20 protein-coding genes and 1 pseudogene are annotated in these 20,878 nt (G+C 53.1%); 9 read left to right on the top strand and 12 right to left on the bottom strand.

The window, feature by feature from the left end; all coding sequences use genetic code 11:
- Window positions 1–8 precede the first annotated feature (8 nt).
- The 3 genes from carA to G4551_RS03720 all read right to left on the bottom strand — a co-directional run bounded on the left by carA (window position 9) and on the right by G4551_RS03720 (window position 3,575).
- A complete protein-coding gene (carA, locus tag G4551_RS03730; RefSeq protein WP_003018918.1) occupies window positions 9–1,157 on the bottom strand; it encodes a glutamine-hydrolyzing carbamoyl-phosphate synthase small subunit in 1,149 nt (382 codons plus the stop codon).
- 455 nt (window positions 1,158–1,612) lie between these two features.
- Window positions 1,613–2,434, bottom strand: a complete 822-nt coding sequence (dapB, locus tag G4551_RS03725) for a 4-hydroxy-tetrahydrodipicolinate reductase (protein ID WP_003018920.1) — start codon at window positions 2,432–2,434, stop codon at window positions 1,613–1,615.
- Window positions 2,435–2,567: 133 nt separating this feature from the next.
- Window positions 2,568–3,575 (bottom strand): LacI family DNA-binding transcriptional regulator, encoded by a 1,008-nt coding sequence (locus G4551_RS03720; RefSeq protein ID WP_003837354.1) that lies wholly within the window; start codon window positions 3,573–3,575, stop codon window positions 2,568–2,570.
- Between the two features lie 189 nt (window positions 3,576–3,764).
- Here G4551_RS03720 and G4551_RS03715 point away from each other — a divergent pair, with 189 nt between their 5' ends.
- The 5 genes from G4551_RS03715 to G4551_RS03695 are packed head-to-tail and all read left to right on the top strand — an operon-like array spanning window position 3,765 to window position 8,075.
- Window positions 3,765–5,510, top strand: a complete 1,746-nt coding sequence (locus tag G4551_RS03715) for a class I mannose-6-phosphate isomerase (RefSeq protein ID WP_003837352.1) — start codon at window positions 3,765–3,767, stop codon at window positions 5,508–5,510.
- A 4-nt stretch (window positions 5,511–5,514) separates the two neighbouring features.
- The gene (locus G4551_RS03710; protein ID WP_003837351.1) at window positions 5,515–5,943 is read left to right on the top strand and encodes a PTS sugar transporter subunit IIA; all 429 of its coding nucleotides are present in this window, start codon (window positions 5,515–5,517) and stop codon (window positions 5,941–5,943) included.
- A gap of 11 nt (window positions 5,944–5,954) precedes the next feature.
- Window positions 5,955–6,449: a PTS system mannose/fructose/N-acetylgalactosamine-transporter subunit IIB gene (locus G4551_RS03705; RefSeq protein ID WP_003837349.1), complete on the top strand. Its 495-nt coding sequence runs from the start codon at window positions 5,955–5,957 to the stop codon at window positions 6,447–6,449.
- 10 nt (window positions 6,450–6,459) lie between these two features.
- A complete protein-coding gene (locus tag G4551_RS03700) occupies window positions 6,460–7,257 on the top strand; it encodes a PTS mannose/fructose/sorbose/N-acetylgalactosamine transporter subunit IIC (protein ID WP_003837348.1) in 798 nt (265 codons plus the stop codon).
- Window positions 7,257–8,075, top strand: a complete 819-nt coding sequence (locus tag G4551_RS03695) for a PTS system mannose/fructose/sorbose family transporter subunit IID (RefSeq protein ID WP_003837346.1) — start codon at window positions 7,257–7,259, stop codon at window positions 8,073–8,075. Before G4551_RS03700 ends, G4551_RS03695 begins: the two co-directional genes overlap by 1 nt.
- 40 nt (window positions 8,076–8,115) lie before the next feature.
- On the opposite strand, the gene G4551_RS03690 is transcribed toward G4551_RS03695, so the two are convergent.
- The 9 genes and pseudogenes from G4551_RS03690 to G4551_RS23795 all read right to left on the bottom strand — a co-directional run bounded on the left by G4551_RS03690 (window position 8,116) and on the right by G4551_RS23795 (window position 16,551).
- Complete coding sequence (locus tag G4551_RS03690) at window positions 8,116–8,898, bottom strand: glucose-6-phosphate isomerase family protein (RefSeq protein ID WP_003837344.1); 783 nt, start codon at window positions 8,896–8,898, stop codon at window positions 8,116–8,118.
- Window positions 8,891–9,454, bottom strand: a complete 564-nt coding sequence (locus G4551_RS03685; protein ID WP_003837342.1) for a glucose-6-phosphate isomerase family protein — start codon at window positions 9,452–9,454, stop codon at window positions 8,891–8,893. Before G4551_RS03685 ends, G4551_RS03690 begins: the two co-directional genes overlap by 8 nt.
- 97 nt (window positions 9,455–9,551) lie before the next feature.
- Window positions 9,552–10,466, bottom strand: a complete 915-nt coding sequence (gene rihC, locus G4551_RS03680) for a ribonucleoside hydrolase RihC (RefSeq protein WP_003018923.1) — start codon at window positions 10,464–10,466, stop codon at window positions 9,552–9,554.
- Window positions 10,467–10,531: 65 nt separating this feature from the next.
- Entirely contained in the window at window positions 10,532–11,482 is a 951-nt protein-coding gene (gene ispH, locus G4551_RS03675; RefSeq protein ID WP_003837339.1) for a 4-hydroxy-3-methylbut-2-enyl diphosphate reductase, read from the bottom strand.
- A gap of 1 nt (window position 11,483) precedes the next feature.
- Window positions 11,484–11,933 (bottom strand): FKBP-type peptidyl-prolyl cis-trans isomerase, encoded by a 450-nt coding sequence (gene fkpB, locus G4551_RS03670; protein WP_003018929.1) that lies wholly within the window; start codon window positions 11,931–11,933, stop codon window positions 11,484–11,486.
- Between the two features lie 117 nt (window positions 11,934–12,050).
- Window positions 12,051–12,548, bottom strand: a complete 498-nt coding sequence (gene lspA, locus G4551_RS03665; RefSeq protein ID WP_003018932.1) for a signal peptidase II — start codon at window positions 12,546–12,548, stop codon at window positions 12,051–12,053.
- A complete protein-coding gene (ileS, locus tag G4551_RS03660) occupies window positions 12,548–15,364 on the bottom strand; it encodes an isoleucine--tRNA ligase (RefSeq protein ID WP_003837337.1) in 2,817 nt (938 codons plus the stop codon). Before ileS ends, lspA begins: the two co-directional genes overlap by 1 nt.
- Window positions 15,365–15,401: 37 nt before the next feature.
- On the bottom strand, window positions 15,402–16,340 hold the full coding sequence (gene ribF / locus G4551_RS03655; protein ID WP_003837336.1) for a bifunctional riboflavin kinase/FAD synthetase: 939 nt from the start codon (window positions 16,338–16,340) through the stop codon (window positions 15,402–15,404).
- Between the two features lie 7 nt (window positions 16,341–16,347).
- Window positions 16,348–16,551: pseudogene (locus G4551_RS23795) on the bottom strand (DUF2575 domain-containing protein).
- Window positions 16,552–16,668: 117 nt separating this feature from the next.
- Between G4551_RS23795 and rpsT the strand changes: the two are divergent.
- From rpsT to G4551_RS03630, 4 genes are all read left to right on the top strand, one after another.
- Window positions 16,669–16,932: a 30S ribosomal protein S20 gene (rpsT, locus tag G4551_RS03645; RefSeq protein ID WP_003018940.1), complete on the top strand. Its 264-nt coding sequence runs from the start codon at window positions 16,669–16,671 to the stop codon at window positions 16,930–16,932.
- 21 nt (window positions 16,933–16,953) lie between these two features.
- Window positions 16,954–17,247 (top strand): hypothetical protein, encoded by a 294-nt coding sequence (locus tag G4551_RS03640; protein ID WP_134855917.1) that lies wholly within the window; start codon window positions 16,954–16,956, stop codon window positions 17,245–17,247.
- 158 nt (window positions 17,248–17,405) lie between these two features.
- Complete coding sequence (locus tag G4551_RS03635; protein ID WP_003837335.1) at window positions 17,406–18,779, top strand: MFS transporter; 1,374 nt, start codon at window positions 17,406–17,408, stop codon at window positions 18,777–18,779.
- A 39-nt stretch (window positions 18,780–18,818) separates the two neighbouring features.
- Window positions 18,819–20,858 carry a glycoside hydrolase family 31 protein gene (locus G4551_RS03630; RefSeq protein ID WP_003837334.1) on the top strand — a complete coding sequence of 680 codons (2,040 nt, stop codon included), beginning with the start codon at window positions 18,819–18,821 and terminating at the stop codon, window positions 20,856–20,858.
- The last annotated feature ends 20 nt before the right edge of the window (window positions 20,859–20,878 follow it).

The raw sequence follows: 20,878 nt of genomic DNA, 5'->3' as shown, positions 1-20,878 counted from the left end.
ACTCCTGATTATTTCGCGGACTGACGGTATTGCTCAATTAACTCGATAAAGTGGTCGAACAGCGGTGCAGCGTCGTGCGGCCCCGGACTCGCTTCAGGGTGCCCCTGGAAGCTGAATGCCGGTTTGTCGGTACGATGAATCCCCTGCAAAGTGCCGTCGAACAGTGACTTGTGGGTCACGCGCAGGTTGGCAGGCATGGAGGCTTCATCTACAGCAAAACCGTGGTTCTGCGCGGTGATCATCACGGTGTTGTTATCAATATCTTTTACCGGATGGTTGCCGCCGTGGTGGCCAAACTTCATCTTAATGGTCTTCGCACCGCTCGCCAGCGCCAACAGCTGATGGCCGAGGCAGATGCCAAATACCGGAATATCGGTTTCGAGGAATTTCTGAATCGCGGTAATCGCGTAGTCGCACGGCGCCGGGTCGCCAGGGCCGTTGGACAGGAAGATACCGTCCGGATTCATCTTCAGAACGTCTTCTGCTGAGGTTTTCGCCGGTACAACCGTCAGGCGGCAGCCGCGGTCCGCTAACATACGCAGAATGTTACGTTTAGCGCCGAAATCGTAAGCCACAACGTGGAACGGCAGTTCATCGGCAGATTTTGCTTCCGGCAGGTCACCCGCCAGCGTCCAGCTACCCTGCGTCCAGCTATAAGGCTCCGCGGTGGTCACTTCTTTCGCCAGATCCATACCGTTCAGGCCAGGGAAAGCTTTTGCCTTTTCCAGTGCCAGCGCCGCATCCGGGTTATCGCCCGCGATGATGCAGCCGTTCTGTGCGCCCTTTTCACGCAGCAAACGCGTCAGCTTACGAGTATCGATATCAGCAATCGCCACAATGTTATGGCGCTTCAGGTAAGAAGAGAGGTCTTCGGTATCGCGGAAGTTGCTGGCAATCAGCGGCAGGTCGCGGATGACCAGGCCTTGCGCATGTACCTGTGAAGATTCTGCATCGGCTTCATTGGTGCCGACATTACCGATATGAGGATAAGTAAGAGTGACGATTTGGCGGGAATAGGAAGGATCAGTGAGGATTTCTTGATAACCGGTCATTGAAGTATTGAAAACGACTTCCCCAACCGCCGAACCTGTTGCCCCTATGGCCCGACCGTGAAACTGGGTTCCGTCTTCCAGAACCAATAGCGCTGACTTAATCAAAACACCCTCCAGAGAATATTCACTCACTTTATTTGCATATTAATTCATTAACACCTCATGAATCAATGCAAATTTGCTTACCTATGGATTTCTGGCAAACGGCGGCATTCTAGAGATAGCCCACGTAAAAGTCTACCCAAAAGGGTAATTTTTATTATTATTTTGCGCCACTGGGATAAATCACACGATTTAACAGGCAAAAAGATCAGCTAACTTGTGGTGGAAAACGCTTGCGGTAGGCAAAGAGTGTAAAAACAGAATGCGGGAGAGAAAAAAGTGGACCATTTGGTCAAAATTTACATTGAGGTAACATAAAAACCCAACAAAACATATACAAACACTCATTTAAAAGAAAAAATACATTCAAAAGATAAAAATTAAAGGGCAATAAAATATTGCCCCATGCAATCAAATAATTATGATTACAATAACCACATCACGAAGGGTAGTAAAAGCTATAAATTACGTAAATCAAGCACATCTTTCATATCAAAAAGACCATTTGACTTTGATTTTAGCCAAATTGCCGATCTCACCGCACCGTTCGCAAAAGTCATGCGGCTGGACGCTTTATGCGTGATCTCAATACGCTCGCCAATATCAGCAAACATCGCGGTATGCTCACCAACGATATCCCCCGCCCGCACCGTGGCAAAGCCGATCGTGCCCGGTACGCGCTCGCCGGTGTAACCTTCACGCGAATAGACTGCGCAGTCTTTCAGATCTTTATCCAGCGCCCCGGCAATCGCCTCGCCCATCGCCAGCGCAGTGCCTGACGGCGCATCAACTTTATGGCGGTGGTGGGCTTCAATAATCTCAATATCGGTGTAATCGCCCATCACTTTCGCCGCTTTCTCCAGCAGCTTAAGCATAACGTTCACGCCGACGCTAAAGTTCGCGGCGAAAACGATAGCAATCTCCTGCGCGGCATCACGAATAGCCTGTTTACCCGCGTCATCAAAGCCGGTGGTGCCAATCACCATCCCTTTACCGTGCTGGCGGCAAAACGCCAGATGCGTCAGCGTGCCTTCCGGGCGGGTAAAATCGATGAAAACATCGAAATCATCTTTCACCGCTTCAAGGCTACTTTGTACGGTAACGCCCGTTTTCCCGGCTCCCGCTAACTCTCCGGCATCGCTTCCTAATAAGGAGGAACCTTCGCGCTCTAGCGCCGCGCCCAGCTGTACGCCTTCCATGCCGAGAGTGGCCTGAATCAACTGACGCCCCATGCGTCCTCCGGCTCCCGCGATGGCAACGCGGATTTGTGCATCATGCATAGCTATTCTCTTTTGTTAATTTTACGTAAATCGTTTTCAGATTAACCAGCACAACGCTGCGCCGCCAGCCGAAAACGTCGATAATTAGAATTTAATGATAAACAGGCAGAGATATCAGTAAAAGGCATGACGATCAGCTAAAACCACATGATTCTCTGACCACCAGCGCAGGCGGCAGAATAATACGTTTCGGTGGTTCGTCATTTCCCTGAATGCGACTGTAAAGCAGCTCCCCAGCCTTGCGACCAATCTCTTTTGCCGCCACCGACACAGTGGTGAGCGCAGGTTGTACCAGCGCCGCTTCGGTGATGTCGTCGAACCCCACCAGCGCAAAATCGCGCCCTGGTTCACGCCCCATTTTACGTAATGCCTGCATGACCCCAAGCGCCACGATATCCTGATAACAAACGGCAGCGGTAATTTGCGGGAAGCGCAGAAGAAGAGACTCCGCCGCTTTTGCGCCATCAATTTGGCTGGCCTGCGTCGCCACTATCCATTCCGGATTAGGCGATATTCTATGCTCCAGCAACGTGCTGGTGAATCCACCTATACGCTGCGCCCGGCTCCCGGAACTTGGGCTCCCCCCAATAAACGCAATATTCTTGTGCCCCATTTTGACTAAATGGGTGGTGGCCATTTGCGTACCGAGAAAGTTATCGGTGCCCACAAAATCAAAATCAGGATCGCTAAGGGGACGGACCACCATGATGGCGGGAATATTGCGCCGTTTCAGCGCTTCGAAGAAGGATGTCGGCGTTTCACGCGCCGCGCAGAGCACCATGCCGCAGGCATTATTGCGCATCAACGAGTCGACAAATTTTTGCTGCCGTTCTCCTGACTCTTCGCTGTTTGCCAGAAACAGCAGCAGGTCATGCCGCTCCATCTCATGGCTCAGCCCTGCCGTCATCTCACCGTAAAAAGGGTTAGTGATATCGTGTAACAACAATCCGACCTGATTACTGCTCCGGTTACGCAGGTTGGCGGCGGTTTGATTATAAACGTAGCCAGTATCGTCCAGCGCTTTGAGCACGCGGTCACGCGTGGCCTGAGAAATGCGTCCCCGGTTACGCAATACCATTGAAACGGTTGCCGTGGAGACTCCCGCGCGTTCCGCTACCTGCGCCAACGTGACTGTTGTCATGACTTCTCCTGAATTTATTGCAAAGGTTAATCGAATAACCGAAATCTTGTCTTTTTACGTGTGATTCACATCACGCTAACGTGCTTTTCACCGCGCTGGATCCTGAATATGGCGGGTTAATCGCGTTAACCACACTATGAAAATAAGGTTAATCGATTAATCTTAAATAAGCCAACACGGAGACAGAAAATGCGTACAACCTATAATAAATTCCCTGAGGTTAGCATTCAGGGCTATGACAACCACGCCTGGCAGGGTTGGTCGTCGATCCATTCAGTGATTAACACCAAAGTATCTGGCGCAGCCAAAACCGTATTGATCGTGGATTGCTATCCGGGCGTGCGGCTTGACGAGCTGGAGCAACAGCTCGTTACGACATTAGATGCCGCACTGGTGCTGAATATTGAATCCGCCCGCTGCGATGAGCAGGCCCTGCATGATTTACTGGCGCGTAACCTGACCGACGATCGCGTATTCGGCGTGCTTTCCTGTCATCACCTGGATGAATTTTTTGATAGCGACAAACTCAGCCAGCTCCGCCAACAGATTGATGCCATTAGTGAAGGGTTGGTCGTGGTATACGGCTCTGGCGCTGCATTGGCACACCCGGGTGACGTGCTGGTTTATGCTGACCTTCCGCGCTGGGAAATTCAGCAGCGCATGCGCCATGACGGGCTGGGTAACTGGGGGGCAAAAAACCAGGATGAAGATATTCTTCGTCGTTACAAACGTGCTTTTTTCATTGAATGGCGGGTCTTCGACAAACACAAAACGCCGTTACTCAAACGTGCCGATTATTTGCTCGATACCACGGTAAAAAATAGTCCCGCGATGGTCAGCGGCGACGCGCTACGCGCCGGTCTGCAACAAACCACCCAACAACCGTTTCGCGTTGCCCCTTTCTTTGACCCTGGCGTCTGGGGCGGGCAATGGATGAAACAACGCTTCGATCTCGATCCCTCAGCCCCCAATTACGCGTGGTGTTTTGATTGCGTGCCCGAGGAAAACAGCCTGTTACTGCGTTTTGGCAACGTGCGGATCGAGATCCCCTCTCAGGATCTGGTGCTGACCTGTCCCCGCCCACTGCTGGGCGAAAAAGTCCATGCGCGCTTTGGCGCGGAATTCCCGATCCGTTTTGACTTTCTTGACACTATTGGTGGCCAGAATTTGAGCTTTCAGGTTCATCCGCTCACCGAATACATTCAGCAGCAGTTTGGCATGCACTATACCCAGGATGAGAGCTATTACATCCTCGAAGCCGAGCCGGACGCCGTGGTGTATCTCGGCACCAAAACCGGGATCGCGCCGCAAGATATGCTCGACGCTCTCCGGGCAGCGGGGCGTGGTGAAAAAACGTTTGATGATGAACGATTCGTGAACCAGATCCCTGCGCATAAACACGATCACTTCCTGATCCCCGCCGGAACCGTCCACTGTTCAGGAGCAGGCACCATGGTGCTGGAGATCAGCGCAACGCCGTATATTTTCACCTTCAAACTGTGGGACTGGGGTCGCTTAGGATTAGACGGCTTACCGCGTCCGGTGCATCTGGATCACGGCCAACAGGTTATTGACTGGCAGCGTGACACGCAATGGGTACACGACAATCTGGTCAACCGTATTGACCCCATCGCTGAAGGAGAAGGTTGGCGAGAAGAAAGAACCGGGATGCACGAACGCGAATTTATCGAAACGCGTCGCCACTGGTTTACGGCACCGGTCACTCACCATACCCATGGCGGCGTAAACGTCCTTAACCTTGTCGAAGGAGCTCAGGCCGTTGTCGAAAGCCCGAGCGGCGCGTTTGCCCCGTTTGTCGTCAACTATGCAGAGACCTTTATCATCCCAGCCGCCGTTGGAGAGTATCGCATTTCGCCGTTTGGCAAAGGCATCGGTCAACAGCTTGCCACGATTAAAGCCTGGGTCAGAGGATAAGCGCATGATTAACGTTATTGTTGCCACCCATGGTCCCCTGGCGGAAGCGCTTCTCGCCAGCGGTCGTATGGTTTACGGAGAATTACCGCATGTTTATCCCGTCACGCTGAGTGAACAGGCAGGTATCGAAGGGTTTAAGCAGACGTTTTCTCAGGTCCTCGCCAGAGCCGGGAAAGGCGCTGACGGCGTTCTGGTGCTGTGTGACATGCAAAGCGGTACCCCCTGGAATGTCGCCTGCCATCATGCGTTTTCTGCACAAACGGTTCCTCCTGTTGCCGTGGTAGCGGGAGTCAATTTCCCAATGTTGTTACAAAGCGAAGAGATCTGCCATTTAACGGACGTTCATGCCGCAGCCGTCGAGCTGTTGGCGTTGACGGTACCCACGCTGATTAAAGCCGTCCCGGTTTTATCCGTTCAGTCCGACGATTTTTAAAGGAAACCACTATGAGTATTTCTTTTGTACGTATCGATGACCGCGTAATCCATGGGCAGCTCGTGACACGTTGGGCCAAAGAGCTGCCCTGTGACGGAATTGTCGCTATAGACGACGCCGTCGCGGCCGACCCTCTGCTCTCTTCGGTGATGAAAGGTGCTGTGCAGGACACCAAAGTCTGGTTGTTTGATACGGCCACCGCAATTGAAAAACTGCCGAAAGTCATTGCCAGCGAGAAACGTTATTTCGTCATTGGCAAATCCCCCGTGACGCTCAAACGCATTGAAGAAGCTGGTATCAGCCTGAAAAATGCCAACGGCAAGATTAATGTGGGTCCAATGAGTGCTCGTGCTGATACCACCACCATCGGCCCGAATCAGTCGGTCAACGGGGATGAAATTGCCGCCTTTGACTGGCTGACACAGCATGGCCACCTGGTTGAGTTTCGCCTGGTGCCTGATGCCAGTTGCTACAGCTGGCAGGACGCACGTCAGAAGCTGAAATAAGGAGCGCACGATGATTATCGAAGCTACGTTGATTGGCATACTTTGCTATCTCGGCGCCCTTAGCAGCCCCTGGTTGCTGGGACTGACCGGCGGCTGGTACCTGATCACCCGCCCGCTGATTTCCGGAATGCTGGTCGGGATTATCCTCGGCGACATTAAAACCGGGATCATGATTGGCGTCGCGGTTCAGGCGGTGTATATCGCGATGGTTACACCCGGCGGTTCGATGCCCGCCGACCTCAACTTTGTGGCTTACCCGGCAATTGCTTTAGGGATCCTTTCCGGAAAAGGCCCCGAGGTCGCGGTCGCGCTGGCGGCAACTATCGGTATAGCCGGAACCATTTTGTTTAACGCGATGATGGTACTGAACTCCTTCTGGAATCACCGGGCAGATGTGGCGCTGGAACGGGGCGACGAACGCGGCATTTACCTGAACAGCGCCATCTGGCCACAGGTGACAAACTTTGTCCTGCGTTTTGTACCGACCTTTATTGCGGTTTACTTCGGGGCACAATACATCAGCGGCTTTATGGACAGTTTGCCGAAAATTGTTCTGTCGACGATGAACGTACTGGGCGGCATTTTACCTGCAGTCGGGATCGCGATTTTGCTCAAGCAGATCATCAAAAACTACACCATGCTGATCTACTTCCTCGTCGGTTTTGTCTGCATCGTCTTTTTAAAACTCAACATGGTCGCGCTGGTGATCGTCGGTTCGCTGCTGGCGTTGATCCATTACAACTACAAACCGGAACCGCCGCAGGCCGCGACTGCAAAGTCGGTAGATGATGATGAGGATGAATTCTGATGGAAGAACGTACACTTACGCGTAAAGATCTTCGCCGCTGCTGGCGCGCATGGATGATGCACAACTTGTCATCGATGAGCTTTGAGCGTCTGGAGTCTTTTGGCTTTTGCCTAAGTATGCTCCCGGTGGCGAAAAAGCTCTATCCCGACGCAACCCAACGTACAGAGATGCTGCGCCGCCACGCCTCGTTTTATAATACGGAACCCCAGATAGGCGCGATCGTAAATGGCATGGTGCTGGGGCTGGAAGAGAAAAAAGCGAACGGTGAGCCGATCGATGGCGAGACCATCAATACCTTGAAGGTTGGTCTGATGGGCCCTATTGCCGGGATCGGCGATTCAATGATCCCCGGCATGTTGATCCCTATCCTGCTCAGCATCGGCATGGCCCTGGCGGCCGGCGGTAATATTCTGGGGCCGCTGTTTTATACCGTTGCCTGGCTGGCTATCATAATTCCCGGCTCGTGGTTCCTGTTCCTGAAAGGCTACAAGATGGGTTCCGGCTCGGTGGAAATGCTGGTGAGTAGCAAGTCTGCCCGTCTGCGTGAAGCATTATCGCTGCTGGGCGTGTTTGTCATGGGGGGCGTGGCGGCAAGTTACGTTAAGCTTGGTACCGGGCTGGAATTTATTACCAAAGATGGGGTGAATATCCATGTTCAACAAATGCTGGACGGTATCTTCCCGCAGTTACTGCCGCTGATAGTGGTACTTGGCACCTGGTATCTGATGGCCAAGCGTGGTGTGTCGCCAGTGAAAGCGATGGTATTGCTGCTGGTCCTGGCGGCGCTTGGCGTCGCCACGGGCCTGTTTGCGGGGTAATACACAGAAAACGATACAACCGGGGCTATGCCCCGGCTCTTTATGGGTGAAAGTTTTGCCACAGCTCGGGATATTTGTCCGGGCGTGAGATAAATTGAAAGCGCGCCGGGTCCTCGATGAACTGCTGGTAAACTGGTGCAGAACTAATTGAGAACTCCGTATATTGTCGGGGCGTTACGGCCTGCAATCGTCCGGGAATGTAACGCGGATTATGCTGCCAGATAACGTTGTTTCCCTGCAGTAACGGGTACCACGCCAACCCTTTATGCGCACGCACGGCGTCGTACTCAAAACCATATTCACGATCGCACCACGCACCAAAGGTTAACGGGACATCCGGATCTGCGGATATGGTCGCATGCCCCCAGCCGGGTGGTACCAACACTTTCTCACCGGGTCCGGCAATTACAGCAAAACAGCGACCAGGGTCATCCTCAACATACTCCTGCATATAGATTATCGCTTTTCCCTGCCAGATTTCGTAAAGCTCCGGCGGGGACCAGCCGCTGTGCTGACTGATACGATGAATATGTCCCTGACTACGCACCGGCTCTTCCCCCAGTCGTCCCGCCGCATAAGTCACCACGCCAAATAACAGCATCCGCTTTTTCAACTCTTCGCGATCCTGCATTCGCGCCACATCCATCGCAATGGCATACACCTCTTGCGGCCCTTCACAGTGCGGATCGCGCAGCGAGGAGCGGATGTCATCGAGTTGACGAATTTCCGGCATCGGCCCGGTAACCTCATCCCCATAGCTAAAGCCAAGCGGGCGATGATGAACCGTCATATCGAGGCCGTAAGAATGCGCTAAGTCAGCCATTCTGTACCTCCTTCGCCTGAACCCGATTATTTTCCTCAAAGACTCTTATTCTGAAGCCCCTGGCGAGCGCCGCATAATCATGACCCGCAATCCCCGGCCATACGGCGAGCGCCGACAGTACCTCTTCCCCGGTGTTGATTAACCGGTGCGCGGTAAAGCCGGGGATAATGTGGATGGATCCGGCGAATACCTTTTCCAGCCTCGTGTCGCCCTGTTCGGTTTGCAACAGCAGCAAACCAGCGCCACGCAGACCGAAATAGACTTCCCCCTGTTCGCGGCGCTCATGGAAATGCCCGCGGGTCATAAAATACTCGCAGCCGACCCGGCCAGGATAAAGATGGGTAACGCCGGTGTAGAGTTCACCTTCAGCGGAAGACGTATCCAGCATCTCAACGTCATACACGACCTGCTCACCAGCCAATTGCTGACGGGCGTTTTCATCGGCAAAAACGTCAGTAAGATCCTGAATACGGGTAGATTTGCGCAATAACGGGCCATCGGCCAAAGCGCCGCTTGCCCACGCCACCTGCGGTGGCTGGATAAAAGAAAGGTTCATATGTGTCTCCGGCCCGAGGAGAACAACAGGATCAGATTAGCAGATTAATCGATTAACCTGCTAATTCTGTCTGCATATTGCGGGCCGGATCACAGCCTCAAGGGGCCAGTGCAAGCACCTCTGCCACCCACTGCTGGAAACCTTCAACGTTCAGACCCAGCGCAACCTGCGCATTTGCTGGATGCCCCAGACGTCCTTCGATATCCACCACCGTCGTACCTGAGGTATATTCGCCCTGGGTTTCAACCGCCACGAAACACGACTGCAGGGTAAACAGTTCCGGGCGCACCAGCCAGGCAATGGCACACAGATCGTGCATTCGCAGCCCCGTATTCATACTGCCGCTACGGTAATGGCTAAACAGCGCGTGCAGCATTTTTCCCGTCTGGTTAAGCTGGGGGAGCGTCGCCAGATAGTCCGGGGCGAGCATGGCCTGGTTAGTAACATCCAGCCCACACATCACAATATCCAGCCCGCTCTGGAAGACTTTTGCGGCAGCCTCGGGATCGATAGCAATATTAAACTCGGCGTTGGGTGTGAAGTTCCCGCGCCCGGCAGAGCCGCCCATAATCACCAGACGGTGAATGTTGAATACGCATTCAGGATAATGGGTCAGCAGCAGCGCAATGTTGGTCAGCGGGCCAATTGCCACCAGCGTCACGGGCTGCGGGGCATGCATCAGCGCATCGCGAATCGCCTGGAAGGCGGGTTTTGCCATCGCCTGGCGGTCGTGTTCGACAAATTCATACCCTTCCATACCGGACTCGCCGTGCACGGAAGCGGCATCACGCAGCGGCCGCACCAGCGGCATCGATGCTCCCTGCGCCAGTGGAACATCCGCATTCCAGAAGTGCAGCAGTTGCAACGCATTACGGGTGGTTTTTTCCACCGACACATTGCCTGCTACCGTGGTCATCAGTTGCAGATCCAGCTCAGGGGCAAACAGCGCGGCGGCAATGGCGGCGGCATCATCAATGCCGGGATCGGTATCAAGAATGATCGGTAAGCGCATGGTTTCTCCATAAAAAATGCCAGACGTTAAGTCTGGCATCTTCTCATAATCGTAACCGGAAAGACTTACTCTACTTCACGAACATCCACACGCAGCTCTTTCGGCACTTCGAAAACGATGTTCTCTTCGCGGCCTTCCAGCGGAATAGCTTCCCCACCGCCAAGCTCCTGCAGGCGAGCAATCACGTTTTGCACCAGGATATCCGGCGCCGAGGCTCCGGCCGTCACGCCTACGCACTTCGCCTCTTTCACCCACGCTTCCTGGATGTCGGTCGCATCGTCAATCAAATACGCCGCTTTCCCCATTCGCTGTGCCAGTTCAGCCAGACGGTTGGAGTTAGAGGAGTTCTTCGAGCCGACCACCAGCACAACATCAGCCAGTTCCGCCAGCGCGCGAACCGCTTCCTGACGGTTGGTGGTGGCATAACAGATATCGTCTTTACGCGGTCCGACAATTTTCGGGAAGCGTTGACGCAAAGCATCAATAACGTCAGAAGTATCGTCAACGGAGAGCGTGGTCTGCGTCATGAAGGATAATTTGCCTTCATTTTTCACATTCAGTTTCAGCACATCATCTGGTGATTCAACCAGATACATTCCGCCTTGCGGGTTGCTGTACTGGCCCATCGTGCCTTCGACTTCCGGGTGTCCGGCGTGACCAATCAGAATGGATTCTTCGCCACGACGGCTGGCGCGGGCAACTTCCATATGCACTTTCGTGACTAGCGGACAGGTTGCATCAAAAACCGTGAGGTCGCGGCCTTTGGCTTCGTTACGCACCGCCTGAGACACGCCATGAGCGGAGAAAATCAGGATCGCGCCATCCGGCACTTCGCTGATTTGCTCGATAAAAATAGCGCCGCGCTCGCGCAGGCTATCCACCACATAACGGTTATGTACCACTTCATGACGGACATAAATCGGTGCGCCGTAAATAGCCAACGCGTTTTCGACAATGCTGATAGCGCGGTCTACGCCAGCGCAAAAACCGCGCGGGTTGGCCAACAGGATCTGCATTTTACGCCTCCAGTGCCGGTTCGACTTCCAGCACTTCAATATCAAAATGAACGGTATGCCCAGCCAGCGGATGGTTGAAATCAACCGTGATCGAGTCACCGTTGATTTCACGGATCACGCCAGGCATCTCACTGCCGTCCATTGCGGTAAAGAGCATGATAGCGCCAATTTCTGGCTCGCCCGCGTCCATAAATTCCCGACGCGAGAAATACTGAATTAAGTCCGGACTTGATACGCCAAAGGCGGCATCCGGCTCCAGAGCAAAGGTGGTTTTATCGCCTTCTTTTAGCCCCAGCAGGTGTTGCTCCAGTCCTTCAGACAGAGAACCGTCGCCCAGGCGAAACAGCGCAGGCTTGCCGTTATTGCGGGTTGACTCTGCGGTGGAGCCATCGTCGAGCTTAAGGGTGAAGTGCACCAGCACCGCACTGTTACTCTGTACTGATTTAGACATGCAGGTTGCTCTTTAAAATTGCTGCCGCCTGTCTGCCCGGTGGCGCTACGCTTACCGGGCCTACAAGGATCGCAGTAAATTGTAGGCCGGATTAGCATAGCGCCATCCGGCATTTTTTTATGCGGCTTTTTTCTCTTTCGACGGCAGGAAGCCTTCGAGAACAATCAATGCCGCCCCGATACAGATAGCTGTATCGGCCAGATTGAAGGTCGCGAAATGCCAGTCGCCGACGTAAAAGTCAATCATATCAACCACGAAGCCGTGCCACAGGCGGTCAAACAAGTTGCCCAGCGCACCGCCAATGATTAACGCATACGCGATGTTGTTCAGCTTCTGCGTCGCCTTCGAGCGATACATCATCACCATCAGGATGACGCAAATACCGATAGCGATACCGGCAAAGAACCAACGTTGCCAGCCGCCGCTGTCAGCTAAGAAGCTAAACGCCGCACCATAGTTACGCGCGTAGTGCAGATTAAGCGACGGAAACAGCGACACCGTATCCCCCAGAGCAAAGTTCTGGAGGATCAGGTATTTGCTGCCTAAATCGATAATCAGCACGACTACCACCAGCCACAGCCAGCGTAGTCCTGTTGAACAAAGAGGCTTACTCATCAGGCAAACTTACGTTGTTCGCCATCACCGGCGATGTTGCTGACACAGCGTCCGCAGATATCTGCATGTTCCGCCACCTGGCCGACGTCGGTAGTGTAATGCCAGCAGCGCGGGCATTTCTCACCTTCAGCTTTGCTCAGTACGATTTTCAGACCTTTGAGCAGTTCGCTCTGCTGAGCATCAGCAGGAGCAGCCGCATAATCCGCAACCGTCGCACCAGAGGTCAGCAGTACAAAACGCAACTCTTCACCCAGCGCGGTCAGTTTCGCCGCCAGCTCAGGTTCAGCGTACAGGGTCACTGCCGCTTCCAGAGAACCGCCGACTTTCTTATCCGCACGCGCCTGCTCGATAACCTTGTTCACTTCGCCGCGCACTTTCAGCAGCTCGTCCCAGTAGGCATCGTTCATCGCTTCGGTTTCACCTAAGCCAAACAGACCTTCGTACCATTCACCGGTAAAGACGTACTTCTCACGATCGCCCGGCAGGTAGCCCCAGATTTCATCGGCGGTGAAGGACATGATCGGCGCCATCCAACGAACCAGCGCTTCTGCAATATGGAACAGCGCAGTCTGGCAGCTACGACGCGCCACGCTGTCCGCTTTCGCGGTGTACTGACGGTCTTTGATGATGTCGAGGTAGAACGAACCCATTTCTACGGAGCAGAAGCGCATCAGGCGCTGTACCACTTCGTGGAAGTCATAGGCTTCATAGGCTTTCAGGATTTCGTCCTGCGCCGCTTGCGCACAACCTACCGCCCAACGATCCAGCACCACCATCTCTTCCGGTTTCACCATGTCTTTAACCGGATCGAACCCGTTCAGGTTCGCCAGCAGGAAGCGCGCGGTGTTACGGATACGACGATAGCTGTCGGCAGCACGTTTCAGGATTTCGTCAGAAACGGCCATTTCGCCAGTATAGTCGGTAGAAGCAACCCACAGACGCAGAATATCCGCGCCCAGTTTGTTCATCACGTCCTGCGGAGAAACGGTGTTACCGATAGATTTGGACATCTTACGGCCCTGACCATCAACGGTGAAACCGTGGGTCAGTACCTGGCGATAAGGTGCTTTGCCTTTCATGGCGGTGGAGATCATCAAGGAAGACATGAACCAGCCACGGTGCTGGTCAGAACCTTCCAGATACATATCTGCCGCATGGCCCGCAAACTCAGGACGCACATCCACGACGGATGAGTGGGTTGAACCGGAGTCGAACCACACGTCCAGCGTATCCGGGACTTTGACATACTGGTCAGCTTCGTCGCCGAGGATATCTTTCGGATCGAGATCCCACCACGCCTGGATACCGTCAACTTCAACACGTTTAGCCACTTCTTCCATCAGTTCGATAGCGCGCGGATGCAGCTCTTCGGTGTCTTTGTGAACAAACAGAGACATCGGCACACCCCACGTACGCTGACGGGAGATACACCAGTCAGGACGGTTGGCAACCATCGATTCAATACGCGCCTGGCCCCAGTCCGGGATCCACTGTACGCCTTTGATCTCTTTCAGCGACTGCGCGCGCAGGCCTTTCTGATCCATGCTAACGAACCACTGCGGGGTCGCACGGAAGATGATCGGTGACTTGTGACGCCAGCAGCATGGGTAGCTGTGCTGCATCTTCTCAACGTGCAGCAGCGCGCCTTTTTCGCTCAGCAGCGCAACGATTTTGTCGTTGGCTTTAAAGACGTTCACACCGTCCAGATCCGGATAGGTACCCGCCAGATATGCGCCGTCCGGGCCAACCGGGTTAGCGATTTCCAGACCGTATTTCTGGCTGATGACGTAGTCATCCGGACCGTGACCGCCAGCGGTATGGACCGCGCCGGTACCCGCGTCCAGCGTAACGTGATCGCCAAGGATAGCCGGCACGTCAAAGCCCATAAACGGATGGGTAAAGCGCAGCAGTTCCAGCTCAGCGCCTTTCACTGTGCCGAGAATGGTGTATTCAGCCGCGCCAATACGCTGCATGACGCTTTCAACCAGATCTTTCGCCAGAATCACAGCCTGGCCGTCAATCTGCACCAGCGCATAGTCAAAATCAGGTGCCAGAGAGATTGCGCGGTTCGCCGGTAACGTCCACGGGGTAGTGGTCCAGATAACCAGAGAGATCGGGCCGTTGACGTCAGAAACGCCAAATTTCGCTTTCACCGCATCCTGATCGGCAGCGTGGAACGCCACGTCGATGGACGGGGAGGTTTTGTCATAATACTCAACTTCCGCTTCCGCCAGCGCGGAACGGCAGTCAACGCACCAGTGCACCGGCTTCGCGCCTTTATGCAGATGGCCGTTGCCAATGATTTTACCCAGCGCGCGAATGATATTGGCTTCGGTTTTGAAGTCCATGGTCAGGTACGGATGCGACCAGTCGCCCAGTACGCCAAGACGGATAAAGTCTTTACGCTGACCGTCAACCTGCGTAGCAGCGTATTCACGGCACTTGGCGCGGAACTCAGAAGCGGTGAACTTCTCGCCCGGCTTGCCGTATTCCTGCTCTACTTTCAGCTCGATCGGCAGACCGTGGCAGTCCCAGCCCGGAACGTACGGCGAGTCATAGCCCGTGAGTCCTTTGGACTTCACGATAATGTCTTTCAGAATCTTGTTAACCGAGTGACCAATATGAATGCTGCCATTCGCATAAGGAGGGCCATCATGCAGAATGAAGGTTTTTTTGCCTTTTTTGGCCGCACGAATGATGCCGTACAGGTCATCATCAGTCCAACGCGCCAGCATTCCCGGTTCGCGCTTGGCGAGATCGCCGCGCATCGGGAACCCTGTTTCCGGCAAATTCAGGGTTGATTTATAGTCACTCATCAGATTCTCGGTTCCGTATTTAAAACTCGTATAGGCATTAAGCCGGTTTTGTTAGCCCAAAAAATTCACGGGCAGTCAACTCATCACGCGCAATCTGCGCTTTTAGTTCATCCAGCGAGGCAAATCGCTGTTCGCTGCGTATTTTTTTACGCAGTACTACATCTATATGGCGACCATACAGGTCCATTACAACGTCCAATAGATGCACTTCCAACTGCTGGCGTACGCCTGCTACCGTCGGGCGGGTGCCGATGTTGGCGACGCCGGGCAACGGTTTGTCACCCAGTCCCATCACTTCAACCGCATAAACACCTTTCACCGGAGAAACCTGACGACGAAGCGGTAAGTTTGCCGTCGGAAAACCGATGGTGCGCCCTAACTCATCACCGTGAACGACGCGTCCTGAGATAGTAAAAGGATGCCCAAGCAGGCTTTCGGCCAGTTGCAGGTTATCTTCGGCCAGCGCCTGACGTACTGCGGTGCTGCTGATACGCACACCGCCTTCACAGAAGGTTTGGGTGCTGGTGATATCAAAACCATACTCAGCGCCCGCTTCCTGTAATAACAAGAAATCGCCCGCACGGCTAGCGCCAAAGCGGAAATCATCGCCAACGGCAAGAAATTGTACACCAAGGCGCTTCACCAGCAGGTCGCTGATGAAGGTCTGCGCCGTTAATGCGGCGAAACGCCTGTCAAAACGCACACACAGCACGTAGTCCACACCGCATTCGGCCAGATAACGCAGTTTTTCCCGCAGGCGGGTAAGGCGCGCAGGTGACTTGTCCGTCGCAAAAAGTTCCAGCGGCTGTGGCTCGAAAATCATTACCACCACCGGTAAATTGCGTTTGCGCCCTTCTTCCCGTAAGCCTTGCAGCAACGCACGGTGGCCACGGTGCACACCGTCGAAATTACCAATAGTCAGCACACACCCATGCGGGGCCTGGCTGAGATTATGTATGCCTCGTATCAGCTTCATGTCTGGCTCAAAACAGTGAAAATCGTGAAAGTATACCCTGTACCGCGGTCAAGGTTAACCGGCGATTGTTTCTACGAAACAGAAAGAGGATGGTTTTCATTGTTATGAAACAAATTGACGCCCTTCACGGGTACACCAATGCAATTTTTCTCGTCGAAAAGCTGTATTCACGCCACGCAAGCTGGTAGAATCCTGCGCCATCACTACGCAACGAGTGCTGGAATTTAAACGGCGCTTATTTGCACAAATCCATTGACAAAAGAAGGCTAAAAGGGCATATTCCTCGGCCTTTGAATTGTCCATATAGAACACATTTGGGAGTTGGACCTTGGCTAATATCAAATCAGCTAAGAAGCGCGCCGTTCAGTCTGAAAAGGCCCGCAAGCACAACGCTAGCCGTCGCTCTATGATGCGTACTTTCATCAAGAAAGTATACGCAGCTATCGAAGCTGGCGACAAAGCTACTGCACTGAAAGCATTTAACGAAATGCAACCAATCGTGGACCGTCAGGCTGCTAAAGGTCTGATCCACAAAAACAAAGCTGCACGTCATAAAGCAAACCTGACTGCACAGATCAACAAACTGGCTTAATCGCCTGCTTGTCGACGCTTTGTGAAAAAACCCGCGCAAGCGGGTTTTTTTATGCCTGCTATCTGGCGTTTTTCTCTTCAACCACTGATGTTGTTCTCACTCGCCCACGCTCTTCCTGACCAGCCTGTTTTTTCAGCTATCCCTCCCTTAGTTAGTCGCGTCGCGTCGCGTCGCGTAATACTTGAAAGTTATTTTCTTTCACTGTTTTCCTTTTTTTATTTCATTATTAAAAAAACTGTGACCACCTTAGCAAATAGAAACATCGCTCATTCAAAAACGAATAAACGCAATCCTGATGTAAGATTTGATAATTGATTGCTGCGGTAGGGTCAACTACTTTCCATGTACACCTTACTCACTCATTTTAATCTGAGGTTAAATTCAGTAACGACATAAAAAATAATATTTAAAACTTGCTTGGAAAGTAAAAGTTGTTTTTCTGGGCGTATCGCACCAATATCGGAGTTATTATTATGAGTTCTGTTATTGAGGATACCCAGTCTTGCGGGTCAGCATCATTATCTTTACTACAGCGTATTAGCTACGGCTCTTTGGATGTGGCAGGTAATCTACTGTACTGTTTCGGCTCAACCTACATCTTATATTTCTACACTGACGTTGCGGGTATTAGTCTCGCCGTAGCAGGTGTCATCCTGCTGTTGGCGCGTATCGTAGATGGTATAGATGCCCCAATCTGGGGGATCATTATCGATAAAACACGTTCACGTTACGGTAAATGTCGTCCCTGGTTCTTATGGCTACCGCTGCCTTTTGGTGTATTCAGCGCGCTGTCATTTTGGTCTCCAGATATCAGTATGACAGGAAAAGCCATATATGCAGCAATATCCTACATGATTGCCAGTATTTTATTTACCGGACTCAATACACCGCTCAGCGCAATATTACCTCTAATGACTCTGTCCCCTAAGGAACGGCTGGTATTAAATTCCTGGAGAATGACCGGGGGACAAATTGGGGTTTTATTAATGAATGCCACAGCATTACCCCTGGTTGCATTTTTAGGCAACGGAAATGATCATGCCGGATTTATTTACACGGCAATTCTGTTTGCTGCGATATCCTGTTCGCTAACGCTTTTCGCCTTTAAAAATATCCGCGAAATGGATGCGGATAAAATACAGCAAGAACCCAAACTGCCGATGAAAAAAAGTTTCACGGCAATGAAAGGTAACTGGCCATGGATCCTGATGGTGCTGGCCAATCTGATCTTCTGGATTGCCCTGCAACAGCGGTCCACAACCATTGTTTATTATCTGACCTACAACCTCGATCGCAAAGACCTGGTTCCGCTGATTAACAGTCTGGCGACGATTCAGATCCTGTTCATCATCGCCATCCCTTTCTTTAGCAAATTCCTGGCTAAAACCTGGATATGGGTAGGAGGCTTGCTGGTCGCCACGTTCGGCGGCGTCTTGATGTGGCTGGCGGCGGACAACATACCTTTCCTCATCGCGGCCTGGGTGCTCGGCAATATCGGTAGCGGAATCGCCTGCTCAATGCCGTTTGCCATGTTGGGCTTTGCCGTCGACTTCGGTGCCTGGAAAACGGGCATCAAGGCCACGGGCATTCTTATCGCCTTCGGCAGTACTTTCTGCATCAAGATGGGCAGTGGTCTGGGTACCGCTTTCGCCGCCTGGATCATGAACAGTTTTGGCTATGTCCCGAACCATGCCCAAAGCGCTGCGGGCCTGGAAGGCATTACCTGGGCCTTTATCTGGGCGCCCGCCCTACTCTTCGCACTCGCGGCGATCCCGCTACTTTTCTTCCGTAAGTACGAAGCAATGGAAGAGACGATTCGCCACGATCTGGAAACCATCACCCAATAACTTTCTTAATCTTTACCCTCAAAATATGGAGGCACCACCATGCCATTTGTGCAACATGACCCGCGTCGTCTGGTCTGGCAGCAAAACGATCGCTATTTGTGGATTGAACCCTGGGGCGAGAACAGCCTGCGCGTACGCAGTGGTCGTCATCTGCCGGTAATGAGAAATGAAGACTGGGCATTGACTGAGCCAGTCGCAGAAAGCCACTGCCACATCGATTATGAGCACCACCAGGCGACAATGACCAACGGCAAAATTATCGCTATCGTCAATCAAAAAGGACAAGTTACCTTTTACCGTCATCCACACAAACCCCTGTTGCAGGAGTTCTGGCGCCTGCGGGGCGAAATTGGCGAGGATGAATCTTCTCACGGCCAGTACGTCAGCGCACTCAACCTTGAGGGACGCGAATTCCGCCCTATTCAGGGTGGGAAATATTCACTTAAAGCCCGCTTCGAAGCCACCGAAGGGGAAAAAATTTACGGCATGGGCCAATATCAGCAGGCCAATCTGGATCTCAAAGGATGCGTGCTCGAACTGGCCCAGCGCAACTCTCAGGCCTCGGTGCCCTTTATGCTCTCAAGCCTGGGCTACGGATTTTTATGGAACAATCCGGCGGTCGGCCGCGTGACATTCGCCCACAACGTGACCGAGTGGGAAGCTCAAATCAGCGAGCAGCTGGACTACTGGATCACCGCTGGCGATACCCCGGCAGAAATTAGCCGGGCGTATGCGCTCGCCACGGGCACGCCGCCGATGATGCCGGATTACGCCATGGGCTTCTGGCAGTGCAAGTTACGTTATCGCACTCAGGAGGAGTTGCTCGCCGTCGCCCGCGAGTACAAACGGCGCAATCTCCCCATCTCGGTAATCGTGATCGATTTCTTCCACTGGCCAAATCAGGGGGACTGGATGTTCGACTCGCGGGACTGGCCCGATCCCGATGCCATGATCGCCGAGCTAAAATCGCTGGGTATTGAGCTAATGGTCTCCGTCTGGCCAACCGTGGATAGCCGAACCGAGAGTTATCGGGAGATGCGCGAAAACGGCTGGCTGGTGCAAACAGAGCGCGGATTGCCGATTAATATGGATTTCCTCGGCAATACCACTTTCTTTGATGCCACCCATCCCGACGCTCGCGACTACGTATGGGGTAAAGCAAAACGCAACTATTACGATAAAGGCGTGAAGCTCTTCTGGCTAGACGAAGCCGAGCCGGAGTTCAGCGTTTACGACTACGATAATTATCGCTACCACGCCGGACCGGTGCTGGAAGTGGGCAATATCTACCCGCGAATGTACGCCAAAACCTTTTTTGACGGCATGAAAGCCGATGGCGAAGACCAGGTTATCAACCTGCTACGCTGCGCCTGGGCCGGAAGTCAGAAATACGGCGCGCTGGTCTGGTCAGGTGATATCCACTCATCGTTTCGTTCTCTGCGCAATCAGTTTGCCGCCGGGATGAACATGGGTATTGCAGGTATCCCGTGGTGGACAACAGATATTGGCGGCTTTCATGGCGGCAATATTCACGACCCACACTTTCATGAGTTGCTGATTCGCTGGTTCCAGTGGGGCGTGTTTAGCCCAGTGATGCGCCTGCACGGCAACCGCGATCCGCAGATTTTACCAGAACATCCTTACCGTGACGGTATTGCCCAGTGTCCGACCGGGGCGGCAAACGAAGTGTGGAGCTATGGTGAAGAGGTGTGCGAAGTGTTGACCGGCTGTCTGACGTTGCGAGAAAAGTTAAAGCCGTACATCAAAGCGGTGATGGCGGAAACACACGAACGCAATGCCCCGGTTATGCGCACCCTGTTTTTTGAATTCCCAGAACAGACAAGGAGTTGGGAGATTACCGACCAGTACTGTTTTGGCCCCGACCTGCTGGTTGCGCCCGTCATGCTTGAAGGTATGCGCGAGCGTGACGTTTGGCTACCGGAAGGTGAAACATGGACGGATCTTGCAACCGGCGAGAGCTATCAGGGAGGACAAACGCTGCGCTATGACGCTCCCCTGAACAGAATTCCGGTATTTATCCGCGAAGGCGGGCAGTATCGTAATATGTTGAAACTGTAGTCACAGTCCGGCTGCGGTTA

Origin of the sequence: Citrobacter freundii ATCC 8090 = MTCC 1658 = NBRC 12681 (assembly GCF_011064845.1) — a bacterium.
Taxonomy (GTDB): Bacteria; Pseudomonadota; Gammaproteobacteria; order Enterobacterales; family Enterobacteriaceae; genus Citrobacter; species Citrobacter freundii.
Note: the sequence above shows the minus strand (reverse complement) of the source record. Positions and strands in the feature narration are given on the sequence as shown.